A 14,525-nucleotide genomic window follows, 5' to 3' on the forward strand; every position below is an offset into this window, starting at 1 on the left:
ACCCGCGCTCTACCCCCACAACAGCCCTCGCATGAACGCCAGCGCTTCGGCGCTCTGCACGGCTACCGCCACGTCCACGCTCCCGCCCCTCTCATAGTCTGCGGCAACCTCCCCGACACGCTCACCCTCCGTCTCCACGCTCACGGCAGCCGCTCGCGTCTCTATCAGGTCCGGCCGCAGCGCCGCCATTATTGTTACCGGGTCGTGCATGCTGAACCGTTGGCGGTGCTCGGCTTCGTCTAGGTCGAACCACTTTTCCAGCACTTGCGCCGCTAGTCGTTCGCCCGGTGTGTCGCCGTTTTGCCAAGATTCGTCGTCGCGCGGGATCGATGTTTGGCGAGATATGTTTAAGCCGAGCAGCGTCACCGGCGCTCCGGAGCCGAATACGACATTCGCGGCGTGCGGATCGTCCCAGATGTTGAACTCGGCGTAAGGCGTAACATTGCCGGAGCCGTCGCCTTGCCCGCCCATAATGTACACGCGCTTAACGGCGTCCTTCAGGCGCGGCTCTTGCCTCAGGGCGCGCGCCACGTTAGTGAGCGGACCAAGCGCGAACAGCGTTATCTCGCCGGGCGATGCCATCGCGGTCTCGATGATGTAGTCCACGGCGTTGCCGTCAGCCGGGGTGTTATCGGTATCGGGCAGGCGCACGGTCAAGCCTTCGTCGCCATGCACTTCGTAGGCATGATGAAACTCGCCCACGAGCGGCATCGATGAGCCTGCGTACACCGGAATGTCGCCGTGTCCCATGTACGCCAACAGGCGCAGCGCGTTCGCGGTCGTGTGCTCCAAGCGGGCGTTGCCCTCGACCGTCGTCAACGCCAATATGTCGAGGTCAGGGCTGTTCAGCGCCATTATGAGCGCCAGAACATCGTCCGCGCCCGGGTCTGTGTCGATTATGCACTTCATGGTTCTACTCGCTCACAAGATTTGCAGAATAAATAGGGCCGATGGCAAGCGTGGATAAATGGCATTTCATCTCTTGGCGCGTCGCAGCGACAGCGCGGACAGCAAGCCGCTCAATCCGAGCCGTGCGAGCAGCATCAGTTTTTCGGGCTTGCTCAATCCGATGCGCCGCTCGAACACATTGTATCCCGACTGCTCTATGCGTTCTAGTATGCCGCCGTATGTCGCGTGCATCAGCTGCGGGCAGGCGCGGGCGTCCGCAGCAATCAGCGGGAACAGCGCGCGGCTGCGGTCGTAGTATTCCTGTGCGCGCTGTGCCTGATGCGCCATCAATGCCCGAAAGCCGTCAGTCATCGCACCGCGTTCAAGTTCGGCTTCGGTGTATCCAAAACGTCGCATTTCGTCTTGCGGAATGTAAACTCGGCAGCGCTCTATATCTTCCTTCACATCGCGCAGAATGTTCGTCAGTTGCAGCGCAAGCCCCATATCAGCGGCGTATTCTTCGGCATTCGCGTCGGTGTAGCCAAAAATCCTGATGCAAACCAGCCCCACGACCGACGCAACCTTGTAGCAGTATTCGCGCAGTTCGTCGAAGTCGGCGAACCGCGTCTTCACCATGTCCATCTCGACGCCCTGCAGAATCTCGTCCAAGTATGAATACGGTATGCCGAATGTTTCCGCGGCGTGCCGTAAAGCGAGATACATCTGCGCGTCCTCGCCCGTCGTCGTGGACGATTGCAGATTGCGCCGCACCTCCGCGAAGCCGCGATACTTCTCATCGATAGGCAGGTCCCCATCCGCGATGTCGTCGCACAGGCGGCAGTAGGCGTACACGGCATAGATTGCGCGGCGCTTGTCTCGTGGCAGCGGAAGAGATGCGTAGTAAAAGCTGCGCGCGTTTTGCTTGGCTACGCGCTGGCAGTGGTCGTAAGCTAGGTCGAGTTCGGTAGCCATCAGTCGCTGTCAGTTTCACACTCCGTCTTGCAAATCCGCAATCCGGCAGCAGGGCAACGCGACAGTTTGGCGCACATCGTCGGCGAAAGCGCGCATGGGTAACTGCATGGAATTAGTGCTCACGATACAGCAGGAACTCTACCAGATTCTTGTACTCTTGCCGCGCGCGCGCGTCCATTTCCACACCGGCTAGGGCTTCTATCGCCGCTTCACCTTCATCGACTGCTAGGATGTGCGCGTGTTCTCGTACGCCTAGACCGTCCATGATATGCAGCACGTCCTCCACATCCGTGTCATCCGGTTCGTCTTTGCGGTATATGTCGAGCAGGCGGCGCTTGTCCGCGCCCTTCGCAGCAGACATTGCGTAAACGGCGGGAAAAGAGTTCTTCTTGCGTCGGATGTCCGCGCCTACTGGCTTGCCGGTGCTGCGTTCATCGCCCCATATGCCGAGAATGTCGTCGCGCACCTGGAAGATGAAACCCAGCGCTCTACCGCTTTCCTTGAACGACGCAGCATCTTTATCCGCGTCAGTCGAGCCTATCACCGCGCCAATCGTGAAGGCGCAGCGAATGAGCGCACCGGTCTTGCGCGCGATCATATGGAGGTATTGCTTCAAGCTAATCTCGCTCCGTCCCTCGAAATAGATGTCGAGGTATTGCCCTTCGATCATCTCAATGTACGCGTTCGTGAGCTGGTTCACCACGGATATGACTCGGCTCGGCGGCACGCCTGCGGATTGCAGATCGTCAAGCGTGCTGTCCGCGACTATTCGCAGCACATTGCCCGCCACCAGAGCCTTCGGTATGCCCCAAATTGCCCACAGCGTCTTGCGATGGTGGCGCGTCTCGTCGCGGTCCTGAATGTCGTCATGAATCAGAGAAAAGTTGTGGATGAGTTCGAGCGCGGCGGCAGCGGGCATGGCGTTCTCACGAGAGCCGCCGACCGATTCACACGAGAACAGACATAGCGTCGGGCGCACATACTTGCCTTCCGTACCGGCGGCGGGATTGCCTTGCGGGTCAACCCAACCCATGTAGTAGCGCAGCAGGTCGAAGGCGGGGCGGTCTTTGTCCAGCGCCTCTCGCAGCGCGGCGCCTATTCCGGCGCGGTATTCCGCGAACATGCTCGGCAGTTCAGGGCGCGGTCTTTCGGCGATGTTCGCGGCTTGGGCTTGGCTCATAAGGCACTTTGCTGGGAATAGTCTGCAGGCGTTCGGCGCGCCACAACACGGGCGACTTCTTGCGTGATAATTCACGTAGTTCAATGTGGCAAATGCGTGCGTCCAGTCTGAGTCAGGTTAGCACCGCGCCCGATTCTAGTCAATGTGCGCGCATGGCTGAATCGGGCTGTGCAAATGGCAGAACACGTACACCCTAGCCTACTCCCACCTTAACCTTCCTCTGACAAGGGCAAGTATCTGCTTTCGTACCCGGTATGTCATTATCCCTAGGGGCGACCGGCCAGTCCCATCTACCGTCCTTGCGTTCCGCCCATTCAATCTCAACGTTAACATACCCCAATCAGGACGAAGGCAAGGGAGGAACTAATGAAAGCGGCGCGTTCACAGTGCGTTAATGCGCGGTGTGGCAGCGACAGTTCGCGCCACCCATTCTGCCCTATTTCGCTTGCAATCATCTCGCGCGCTATGCTATATTCACCGCGAGAAAGGGATTGCCATTGCCAAGAAATGCTTGACGATTACTTCCGACAATACGGTTACATAGCCATATTCGCCGCGATCGCGGTTGCCGTCCCCGCAGGCATGCTGCTTGCGTCTTGGGCGCTCTCGCTGTTCAAGATTCGGCCGCAGATGCCCAGCGCCATCAAGGAGAGCATCTACGAGTGCGGCTTCGAGACGCTGACCGGCAGGTGGAGCCAGTTCAACTTTCGGTTTTACGGCTTTGCGCTGCTGTTCGTGATCTTCGATGTAGAGGTCATATTCCTCTTTCCGTGGGCGGCGAGTTTCGGCTACATGAGCCGTGAATTCGGCGTGTTCATATTGCTGGAGATGATGGTCTTCATCGCCATCCTCATCGTCGGCTGGCTATACGCTTGGCGCAAGGGTTCGCTTGAATGGAGTTAGTATGACCGAGAACAGCACGCAGTCAAGCGCCGGCCTAGTCATACCGCTCGCCCAGCAGAGCTGGGAAGTGGACATAGACGAAGGCGAGGTCATCAACCACATCAAGGCTACGCATACCTCTATGCTGACCGAGCCTGTCATCGAAGTGCCGGACGACTTGGAGCGCAATGTCGCCGTAACATCGGTGGATGCGCTGGTGAACTGGGGCAGAAAGTCTGCCGTTTGGCCACTGTCATTCGGACTAGCATGCTGTGCCTTCGAGATGATGGCGAGCGCGATGTCCCGCTTCGACCTCGCGCGCTTTGGCATGGAAGCGTTTAGGCCCTCACCGCGCCAAGCCGACCTGATTATCATCGCAGGCACGGTCACTTGGAAGATGGCGCCCGCAATTCAACGCGTTTATGAGCAGATGGCGGAACCCAAGTGGGTCATCTCCATGGGCGTGTGTGCGACCAGCGGCGGTCCATATTACGGCAGCTACAGCGTAGTGCCCGGCGTTAACCACATCATCCCGGTCGATGTGTATGTGCCCGGCTGCCCACCTCGTCCGGACGCGCTGCTCTACGGCATTATGCAGCTGCACGAGAAGATTAAGCGATACTCCATCGCCCGCAAGAAGTGAGAATATACTGCCTATGACCAGAACTCTTGCCGGGGCGGATGTAGCAAGGCGGATTAACGCCGACTTGCCGGGCGCTGTCGTCAGATCCAGCGGCGGCGATGTCTGGATCGAACTCGCCTCTATCGCCAATGTCGCGGCATTCTTGCGGGACACGGAAGGGCTTGAGTTTTCCTTCCTGTCTTCGATAACCGCCGTTGACTATGTGGAATACTTCGAGCTTGTCTATCACCTGACATCGTTGACGCGCAACCAAAGCGTCGTGCTGAAAGCGCACTGCTACGGCAGAGACGACCTGAGCGCTCCGTCAGTCTGCGGCATCTGGCGCGGCGCGGATTTTCAGGAACGCGAAGTCTGGGACTTGTTCGGCATACGATTCGATGGGCATCCCAACCTCAAGCGCATCCTACTGTGGGAGGGCTTTCCTGGGCATCCGCTGCGCAAAGACTACCTTGGGCAAGACCCATAAGCCCCTTTAGGACAAGCAGCCAATACCAAACGGGCAGAACGATTACCCTAAGAAAGACAGCAAGCACATGACCGTTAAGACCGAGCCGGTCACCATTAATTTGGGGCCCCAACATCCGAGCACGCACGGCGTGTTCAGACTCCGCGTCACCTTCGACGGCGAAGTTATCGTTGATGTGGAACCTGTGCTCGGCTACCTTCATCGCGGCTCGGAAAAGCTCGCGGAAGGGCGCACCTATGTGCAGATTGTTACACTTACCGACCGCATGGATTATATCGCCAGCATGTCCAACAATCTGGCATATGTACGCGCGGTAGAAAAGCTCGCGGGTATTGAAGTGCCTGAGCGCGCGCAGTACATCCGCGTCATAAGCGCGGAGTTGCAGCGCATCGCAAGCCACCTGATGGCGACAGGATTCCTGCTGAACGACCTCGGCGCGCTTGCCACGCCGCTGATGTATTGCTTCCGCGAGCGCGAGCGCATACTCGACCTGTTCGAGATGCTCTGCGGCGCGCGCATCACGCTGAGCTACATGCGGCCCGGTGGCGTGTTCCAAGACACGCCACCTGAATTCTGGCCTGCGCTCGAAGAGTTCATCGGCAATATGCCTACATACATCGACGAACTCGAACGCCTCATTTCCGGCAACGAAATCGTTCTGACGCGAACACGCGAAGTCGGCTTGCTAAACGATGTGGACGCGGTGGACTACTCGATTTCCGGACCAATGCTGCGAGCGGCAGGCGTCGAATGGGACTTGCGCAAGGCAGACCCGTACGAGATATACGACAGGCTGGATTTCGACATTCCTATCGGCGCACTTGGCGATACATTCGACCGCTACATCGTGCGCATTCAGGAAATGCGGGAGAGCATCCGGATCATACGGCAGTGTATCGACGCGATTCCTCCGAATGGTCCGATCCGTGCGGAGACGCCGTTCTTCATACGACCGCCGGAGGGTGACGCTTATGCCGCGGTCGAATCGCCGAAGGGCGAGCTGGGCTTCTATCTCGTCAGCGACGGGGGCATTTCGCCGTACCGTTGCCATGTACGCGCGCCATCCTTTATAAATATCACGCCATTGCGCGAAATGTTGCTGGGCTGGAAGATGAGCGACCTTATTATCATCTTCGGCTCAATCGACATCGTGCTGGGCGAGGTAGATAGGTAAAGGCGACTGGAATATGGACTTCTCTGAGACGGGCATACTGAGCTTCCACGGCATTTACGGCATATTCGCGCTGTTCCTGCCGGGCTGGCTCGCGTACGCCGCGACATGCGGGGTGCTCGCCTTCATCGTGATAAACGCGATGGTGATGGCGACCGCGCTCTACACATGGTTCGAGCGCCGCATGATTGGCAGGTTTCAGGCGCGGCTCGGTCCAAATCGCTGGGGCCCATTCGGCTTGCTGCAGCCATTCGCCGATGTCATCAAGCTCATCGTCAAGGAAGATACCGTTCCTTCGACTGCGGACAAGATTGTGTTCGCGCTCGCGCCTATCGCATTGTTCGCGCCGACTGTACTTACAATCGCCATCATACCCTTTGGCGAGAGCTCCTTTCTAGGCAAGCTCAATATAGGCGTCCTATTCCTAATCGGCGTCACCTCCGTAAACACGGTCGCTGTCTTGGCGGCCGGCTTTGCTTCCCGCAACAAGTACGCCATGCTGGGTTCGATGCGCGGCGTAGCGATGCTGTGCAGTTACGAAGTGCCTATGGCGCTTGCACTGGTGGGCGTTGTGCTGATAGCCAATTCCATGTCGCTCTACGAAATTGTGCAGGCGCAGAGCGTGCCTTTTCTGCTGGTTCAGCCGCTCGGTTTTTTCGTGTTCATGGCGGCGGCTTCCGCTGAAATGAGCCGCACGCCCTTCGACCAAATAGAGGCAGAATCCGAACTTGGATCCGGTTACCATACCGAATACAGCGGAATGAAATTCGCCATTTTCCAGCTCGCCGAATTCATGGCGCCCATAGTCGTGAGCATCATAGCCGTGGTGCTGTTCTTGGGCGGCACGCGCGGCTTCGACCCGATACCGGGGCAGCTCTGGTTCATCATAAAGGTCGTGCTCGTTCTGTTCGGACTGCTTTGGATTCGCGCCACCTGGCCTAGGCTGCGCATCGACCAGATTATGGGCTTTGCGTGGAAGGGCTTGTTCGCTCTCGCCATCTTGAACATTTTCGTCATCGCCATCGAGGTGATGCTGTTTCAAGACGGCGAGGGGAACATAACCACGCGCGGAATGTGGACAATGGCTGCTGTCAACTGGGCTATTACTCTTGCCGCTATCGCGATTATGGTCAATGTGCTCGGCGGCAAGAAGCTGGAACGCCCGGCGCCAAAGCCTTCACCCCTTGCAAACATGTACGCGGAGGCAGACTAGCCATGTATGGAACAGGACTGCTAAAGGGCTTGAGCATCACCATGAAGAACTTGGTGAAGCCCGGACGGATGTTCACGCTTAATCAGTATCCGGACAGGAAAATCGGGCTAATCGGCTTGGCGAAGATGCAGAACACGAACGCTCTCTCATTCGCGGTCAAGAAGCCCGGCACGGCGGTGAAGGCGCTTGTCGGCATGGTCAGCGTGCCTGACCGCATGCCGCAGCACGGTCGCTTTCGCGGCGAAGAGTTTAGCTGGTACGAGCAGCGCTGCACCGGATGCGCGAGCTGCGCCAAATACTGCCCGTTGGGCATCATCCGCATCGTAACGCATCCAAGCGAGCAGCAGATACCGGAAGGCGACAAGTACTTCATCGATGTGTTCGACATTGACATCGGGCGCTGCATGTTCTGCGGCTTGTGCGTCGAGGCGTGTCCGTATGACGCACTGCACATGGGCAGCGGGTTTGAGGAAGGCAAGTACCGCCGGCACGACCTGGTAATCAACAAGCAGATGCTCAACGAGTCGCCCAAGCGCCCAAGTCTGTGGTTCCGCCCGCAGATAGAAGACAAGGACTACCATCCGCATAGCCACGAAGAGATCGAATGGCAGAACGCCGGACGGCACGAACGCCCGACGGTCGAGCAGCAGCAAGAAAGGTGGACTGAACGCTGATGTTGGGTCAGGGCACTGAGGCAAGCCTGCTTGCGGACATAGTTTTTTGGGTTATCGCCGTCTCCAGCATCATCGCGGCGCTGGCGGTCGTCCTACTCAAAGACCTGTTCAGGGCAGCCCTCTTTCTGATAGTATCCTTCCTCGGCGTGGCGGGAATGTTCGTCCTGCTGCGCGCCGAGTTCCTGGCGGTCGTGCAGGTGCTGGTGTATGTCGGCGCCATATCCGTGCTGATAATCTTCGCCATCTTGATGACGCGCGATGTGGAAGAAGGCAGCCCGGCGAACAAGTTCCGGCTTCCGATGGCGATATTCTCGGCGTTGTTCGCGGCGGTTGCGATATATGTCGCGGTAAGCACCAACTGGAACACGCTCGAATCGGCAATCGCCAGTGGCGCTATCGCCGAAGAGACCACCGCGAAAATCACGGAGGTCTATTCCAACACCATCCCTTGGATAGGACGACTGTTGCTGCGCGACTTTGTACTTGCGTTCGAGGTAGCGTCAGTGGTGCTGCTTGCGGCGCTCATTGGCGCGCTGGCGCTCATTCGCGAGCGCGAGTCAGCCGGCAATTCAGAGTCTGACTAGAAGTAGAAGCCGAAAGGTCGAAATACTTGAGCCTAGAGAACTTCCTGATAGTAGCGGCGATAATCTTCGCAATAGGCCTGTACGGCGCGATAACGAAACAGAACGCCATCGCAGTCCTTATGTCGCTCGAGCTGATGTTCAACGCGGTCAACATCAGCGCGGTCGCCATGTCGCGCTACATCGTGCCCGCCAGCATCGCGCAGAACCCGCAGACGGGCGCGGACCAGGCGGTGCAATTCCTGCTGACGGGTCAAGTCTTCACGGTATTCATCATCACTGTCGCGGCGGCGGAAGTCGCGCTGGGGCTTGCTATCGTGCTGTCTATATTCCGGCAGCGCGCGAGCATATTCGTCTCCGATGCCGCCGAGCTGAAGAACTAGCAAGGGCTTTACTATGTGGACCGATTACAAGAGAGCATCAAACCTTATGAGCGCGCAGATGTGGAAGGATGTGTTGGAAGGCGACGGACTGCCGACCAAGATCCTGCCCGAAGGCGACATACTGACATGGAGCGAGCGCTCCACATTCCGCGTCCTCGTCCCAAAGGGCCGCGAGCATGTCGCGGATGAAATACTGAGGAAGCTGTAAACAATGCCAGAAGTAGCCGCTTGGCTAATCCTGTTCCTGCCCCTCGCGTCGTTCGCGCTAATTTCACTTGTCATCCGCCCTATCAGAGGCGCGGAGTCGCAGACCGCGGCGTATGTAACCATCGTCGCAATCGGGCTGACATTCGCGCTGTCGATATGGGCGCTCGTCAGCACGGTCTCGACACACGGCGAGAGCCACTACCCGGTGCACACATGGATTAGCGCGGGCGAGTTTGAGTTCGCCGTAGGCATCCTGATGGACCCTCTCACCGCGGTGATGCTTGTCGTGGTCAGCGGCGTAAGCCTGATGGTGCAGATATACTCAGTCGGCTACATGCACGGCGATTCAGGATATGCGCGCTACTTCGCGTATATGTCGCTGTTCACCAGCGCCATGCTGGGGCTGGTACTCGCGAATAACCTAATCCAGATGTTCGTCTTCTGGGAGTTGGTAGGGCTTGGCTCTTACCTCCTCATCGGCTTCTGGTTCGACCGCCCGGCTGCGGCGGCTGCAGCGAAGAAAGCCTTCATCATCACGCGCTTCGCGGACTTCGGCTTTCTACTGGGCATCCTGTTCCTGTTCTTCAATTCTGATGCGTTTGCCGCGCAGGGTTTGAATGTATTCGTAGTAACCGACATATACCAGGGCATTGAGCTTGGCTTGCTGACGGTCGGCGTGGCGCAGTGGGTTGCTCTGGGCATATTCGCCGGGGCGATGGGCAAGTCCGCACAATTCCCACTGCACACTTGGCTGCCCGACGCGATGGAAGGTCCGACGCCGGTCAGCGCGCTGATTCACGCCGCGACGATGGTGGCGGCAGGCGTGTTCTTGGTCGCCCGGTTCTTCCCCGTGTTCGAGCTATCCATGGTCGCAATGAACACAGTCGCCATTATTGGCGGCATCACGGCGATATTCGCAGCGTCGATGGGATTGGTGATGAACGACATCAAGCGCGTGCTCGCCTACTCCACCGTCAGCCAGCTCGGTTATATGATGCTCGCGCTCGGCACGGGCGCATACGGCGCGGCGATATTCCACCTGTTCACGCACGCCTTCTTCAAGGCGCTGCTGTTCCTCGGCTCCGGAAGCGTGAACCACGCAACCGGCACATTTGACATGCGCTATATGGGCGGACTCCGCACCGCGATGCCTTGGACATATATCACTTTCATCATCGGCAGCCTTAGCCTCGCAGGTATCGTTCCGCTCGCGGGCTTCTGGAGCAAGGACGAGATTCTGACGCACGCATTCAATCGCGGCGTAAACGGCGACACTATCAGCATGGTCGTGTTCTTGCTCGCGCTTATTGCCGCGTTCATGACTGCGTTCTACATGTTCCGCGCGGTGTTCATGACATTCCACGGCAACTTCAAGGGCGGCGCGGAAAGAGACCCGGACGCCCACGCAGAGCATCCCGTTCACCTAGAAGAATCGCCGAAGACAATGACCTTACCGCTGATAATCTTGGCGGTGCCGGCGATAGTCGCGGGCTTCCTGGCCAACTCTATCTTCGACTTGGGAATAATCCCAGGGCACTGGATGTCGCACTTCCTAGACTACATTCCGTCCGTGCATGTTGAGACGGCGGTGTTCAGCGTTGGCATAGCGGCACTGTCGAGCGTGGTCGCGCTGCTGGGCATCGGCATGGCGTATCTGATGTACATCCGCCGCGCCATATCCCCAGAGGGCATGGGCAACGCACTACGGCCAGTGCACACGCTGCTCTACCGCAAGTACTTCATGGACGAGCTGTATGAGACGGTGGTGGTCCGGCATGTCTTCTACAGCGGCATCTGCTACGCGCTCGACTGGGTGGACAAGTCCATTGTTGACAAGATAGTCAACTTCTGCGGCTGGCTGGGCGCGAACACCGGCACAGCAATCCGTCAGGTGCAGACCGGGCAGATGCAGGCGTACGGCATGGGCATCTCGGTCGGCATACTCATCATATTCGCAATCTTCCTGTTCTTGGGCTAGCCCTTGAAACAGGTTTAATCACTACACGGCACGACAACAACACGGCAATCGAAAGCGCATCGAGGTAAGGTTTGGAGTTCACAGGCTTGTTAAGCGCGGTGGTGTTCCTGCCATTGGCAGGGGCAGTAATCATCGCCCTTGTGCTCAGAAATTATTCCCACGCGCGGCTGTTCGCGGCAGCGGTAGCGGTCGTAGATTTCATACTCGCTATCGTAGCGTTCGCGGTCTATGACACGAACGCGGGCGGAATACAGCTGGTTGACCGCTTCTCCAACTGGATACCCGGACTCGGTGACGACGGCTTCGCGGTGCAATACTTGCTGGGAATAGACGGTCTCAGCGCGCCGCTTGTGCTGCTGACGGGCTTGCTCGGGTTGGTTGCGGTGCTGGCGTCGTGGCACATCCAGTTGCGCGTCCGCGAGTATTTCATCTGGCTGCTGGCGTTGCAGACGGGCGTTATGGGCGTCTTCACATCGCTTGACTTCCTGCTCTTCTTCCTGTTCTGGGAGCTTGAGCTAATCCCGATGTTCTTCCTCATCGCCATCTGGGGCAGCGATCCCAAGAGCAAGCGCGAATACTCGGCGATGAAGTTCCTGATATTCACCATTTTGGGCAGCGCGTTCATGCTGGTGGGCATACTCGTTCTGTTCTTCTCAACCGGCACATTCGACATGACGGCGCTGCCGGACGCCATTCGAGGCGCGAACCTGCTGCTGCCGGCTGGCGTCGTGTTCGCCCTGCTGTTCGTGGGATTCGCGGTCAAGCTGCCGCTCTGGCCGCTGCACACATGGCTGCCGGATGCACACACGGACGCACCAACGGCGGGTAGCGTCATTCTCGCCGGCGTGCTGCTAAAGATGGGCGGCTACGGCATGTTCCGCGTGTCCGTCAGCATGTTCCCCGATGTCGCGCAGAACGCGGCTTGGCTATTCGCGGCTGCTGGCGTCATCAATGTGATATACGGCGCGATAGTCGTGATGCGACAGACCGATCTAAAGCGCCTCATCGCGTTCAGCAGCGTCAGCCACATGGGATTTGTGATGATTGGCTTAGCGTCCGTAGTGGGCGTGAACGGCACCGTATCTACGCTGGGGCTCACCGGCGCGGCGATGCAGATGTTCACGCACGGCACGATAACGGGCTTGCTGTTCCTACTGGTGGGCATGGTGTACGATAAGGCGCACACGCGCTACATCCCGGATTTGGGCGGTCTCGCCAAGCGGATGCCTTTCCTCGCCATCGCGCTGCTGGTCGCCGGACTCGCGTCACTGGGCTTACCGGGGACAAGTGGATTCGTTGCGGAGCTGCTGATATTCCTCGGCGCATTCAAGATGTGGGCTATACCGACGGCAATCGCGGCGTTCGGCGTAGTGCTTGCCGCCGCGTACATACTTTGGACGATACAGCGCGTTATGTTTGGGCCTATCAAAGACCGGTTCGCGGACATTACCGATGTTTCGGGCATACAGTATGTACCGATAGCGCTGCTGGTCATCGCCATCATCGCGGTTGGCGTGTTCCCATCGTACATTTCCGACGTCTTCTCCAGCGGCGTCGAGCCGATAGCGAATTCGCTGGAGCAAGTGGCGCAGGCGCGCTTGCGTTAAGCATGCGCTAGACCGCCTAACCTGAGAATTATCGGAGTAACGGATGTCAGCTTTCGACCTATACCTGTTAGCGCCGGAGCTAAGCCTCGCCGCACTGGCGCTGGTTCTGGTACTAGTGGACTTGGTCGTCAGGAACAAGACGGTACTGCCCGTATTGGCGGTGCTGGGACTCGCCGTGCCGCTGATTTTCAGCCTGATGCTCTGGTTTGATCTGTCGTCCGGCGACACGATGCAAATGCACGGCATGTTCAACACGCTCGTTGTGGACAAGTTCAGCCTGTTCTTCAAATTCCTGCTCATCGCAGCGGCGGGCATCGTCATTCTGTCGTCAACCGACTATGTGAAAAAGTTCGCGCGCTTCCAAGCGGAATACTACGCGCTGGTGCTGTTCGCCACCACCGGCATGATGCTGCTTGCGTCCACAACCGAGCTCATCACCATATATATATCGCTTGAACTCACCGCCCTGCCCATAGCTGCGCTCGCAGCGTTCATTCGGGACGGCCGCTCCACAGAGTCAGGCATGAAGTTCCTGGTACTGAGCGCCATCAGCTCGGCGGTCCTACTGTATGGCATGGTCATCGTGTACGGCTACACCGGCACGACATCGCTGCCGCAGATTGCCGAGCAGATAGGCAACCTTAGCCTGAGCGGTGGATCGCCATTCGGCAGCAACGCGCTGCTGTTCGGCATCGTGCTGATGATTGCGGGCTTCGGCTTCAAAGTGGCGAGCGTGCCGTTCCAGATGTGGGCGCCCGATGTGTACGAAGGCTCGCCCACGCCGGTTACCGCATTCCTGTCAGTAGCGAGCAAGGCGGCGGGCTTCGCGGTCATATTGCGCGTCTTCTACGGCGCATTCCCGGCGGACACGCTCAGCCTTGACTGGAGCGCGACATTCGCCGTGCTCAGCGCGCTGTCAATGACCATCGGCAATCTCGTCGCAGTCCGGCAGGACAACATTAAGCGGCTGATGGGCTACAGCACCATCGCGCACGCGGGCTACATTCTGGTGGGGCTTGCGGCTGTCGCGGCGCGGACACCCGGCGCGGAAAGCATAGGCCCATCCGGCGTGCTGTTCTACCTAGGCGGCTTTGCGGCAACGAACTTGGCGGCGTTCTCGGTGATAATTGCCATATCAAACCGCATCAACAGTGACCGCATCGACGATTACGCGGGCATGGCGCGCCGTGCCCCGGTGCTTGCGACCGTGCTAACGCTGTCCATGATTTCGCTTACCGGCATTCCGCCTGCGGTTGGTTTCTGGGCGAAAATCTACCTGTTCAGCGCGGCGGTCGAGGCGAATCTCGAATGGCTCGTTGTCATCGGCGTGGTGAACAGCGTAATTTCGGCGTACTACTACCTGCGCGTGGTCAAGGCGATGTTCCTGTCGGAGCCGGCATCGGAAGAGCGGGTCGCGTTCGGATTGCCAATGCAGCTCGCGGTCGCGCTCGGGTTCATCGGCACGCTCATCTTCGGCATCTACCCAACGCCGCTCCTCAATCTCGCCCGCACCGCCGCTGGCGTCCTGCTCTCATAACCGCTCGCAATCTGCGCCGCCAATGCCTTTCCCACAGAACGGCTGACAGGTTAGGATGGAAACAGGCAGGCAGACGAATGCCGCGCGATTGCCGCGAATAGGCCTGTGTCATCCATAAGTGTTAGGCATAAGTGTTAGGCTCG

General features: G+C 58.5%; 14 protein-coding genes. 11 read left to right on the top strand and 3 right to left on the bottom strand.

Translation table 11 applies throughout. The annotated features are described in order from the left end of the window. Positions 1-9 precede the first annotated feature (9 nt). The 3 genes from rihB to F4X57_10035 form a co-directional block, all read right to left on the bottom strand. Entirely contained in the window at positions 10-909 is a 900-nt protein-coding gene (gene rihB / locus F4X57_10025) for a ribonucleoside hydrolase (GenBank protein MYC07491.1), read from the bottom strand. Positions 910-975: 66 nt separating this feature from the next. Further along, positions 976-1,860, bottom strand: a complete 885-nt coding sequence (gene hpnD / locus F4X57_10030) for a presqualene diphosphate synthase HpnD (protein MYC07492.1) — start codon at positions 1,858-1,860, stop codon at positions 976-978. 112 nt (positions 1,861-1,972) lie between these two features. Further along, entirely contained in the window at positions 1,973-3,040 is a 1,068-nt protein-coding gene (locus F4X57_10035; GenBank protein MYC07493.1) for a polyprenyl synthetase family protein, read from the bottom strand. 366 nt (positions 3,041-3,406) lie between these two features. Here F4X57_10035 and F4X57_10040 point away from each other — a divergent pair, with 366 nt between their 5' ends. The 11 genes from F4X57_10040 (at position 3,407) to F4X57_10090 (ending at position 14,382) form a co-directional block, all read left to right on the top strand. Then, the gene (locus F4X57_10040; protein ID MYC07494.1) at positions 3,407-3,943 is read left to right on the top strand and encodes an NADH-quinone oxidoreductase subunit A; all 537 of its coding nucleotides are present in this window, start codon (positions 3,407-3,409) and stop codon (positions 3,941-3,943) included. 121 nt (positions 3,944-4,064) lie between these two features. Further along, positions 4,065-4,565 (top strand): NADH-quinone oxidoreductase subunit B, encoded by a 501-nt coding sequence (locus F4X57_10045; GenBank protein MYC07495.1) that lies wholly within the window; start codon positions 4,065-4,067, stop codon positions 4,563-4,565. Between the two features lie 13 nt (positions 4,566-4,578). Beyond that, positions 4,579-5,031: an NADH-quinone oxidoreductase subunit C gene (locus F4X57_10050; protein MYC07496.1), complete on the top strand. Its 453-nt coding sequence runs from the start codon at positions 4,579-4,581 to the stop codon at positions 5,029-5,031. A 67-nt stretch (positions 5,032-5,098) separates the two neighbouring features. Continuing rightward, the gene (locus tag F4X57_10055; GenBank protein MYC07497.1) at positions 5,099-6,205 is read left to right on the top strand and encodes an NADH-quinone oxidoreductase subunit D; all 1,107 of its coding nucleotides are present in this window, start codon (positions 5,099-5,101) and stop codon (positions 6,203-6,205) included. 13 nt (positions 6,206-6,218) lie between these two features. Beyond that, a complete protein-coding gene (nuoH, locus tag F4X57_10060) occupies positions 6,219-7,415 on the top strand; it encodes an NADH-quinone oxidoreductase subunit NuoH (GenBank protein ID MYC07498.1) in 1,197 nt (398 codons plus the stop codon). A 2-nt stretch (positions 7,416-7,417) separates the two neighbouring features. After that, entirely contained in the window at positions 7,418-8,089 is a 672-nt protein-coding gene (locus tag F4X57_10065; GenBank protein ID MYC07499.1) for a 4Fe-4S dicluster domain-containing protein, read from the top strand. Then, complete coding sequence (locus F4X57_10070; GenBank protein ID MYC07500.1) at positions 8,089-8,673, top strand: NADH-quinone oxidoreductase subunit L; 585 nt, start codon at positions 8,089-8,091, stop codon at positions 8,671-8,673. The genes F4X57_10065 and F4X57_10070 overlap by 1 nt, the downstream gene beginning before the upstream one ends. Positions 8,674-8,699: 26 nt before the next feature. Next, complete coding sequence (gene nuoK, locus F4X57_10075) at positions 8,700-9,053, top strand: NADH-quinone oxidoreductase subunit NuoK (protein ID MYC07501.1); 354 nt, start codon at positions 8,700-8,702, stop codon at positions 9,051-9,053. 211 nt (positions 9,054-9,264) lie between these two features. Continuing rightward, complete coding sequence (gene nuoL / locus F4X57_10080; GenBank protein ID MYC07502.1) at positions 9,265-11,238, top strand: NADH-quinone oxidoreductase subunit L; 1,974 nt, start codon at positions 9,265-9,267, stop codon at positions 11,236-11,238. Positions 11,239-11,324: 86 nt separating this feature from the next. Next, entirely contained in the window at positions 11,325-12,845 is a 1,521-nt protein-coding gene (locus F4X57_10085; GenBank protein MYC07503.1) for an NADH-quinone oxidoreductase subunit M, read from the top strand. A gap of 43 nt (positions 12,846-12,888) precedes the next feature. Next, the gene (locus F4X57_10090; GenBank protein MYC07504.1) at positions 12,889-14,382 is read left to right on the top strand and encodes an NADH-quinone oxidoreductase subunit N; all 1,494 of its coding nucleotides are present in this window, start codon (positions 12,889-12,891) and stop codon (positions 14,380-14,382) included. Positions 14,383-14,525: the final 143 nt, after the last annotated feature.

Source organism: Chloroflexota bacterium (genome assembly GCA_009840355.1).
Taxonomy (GTDB): Bacteria; Chloroflexota; Dehalococcoidia; order Lucifugimonadales; family JADFKI01; genus Bin90.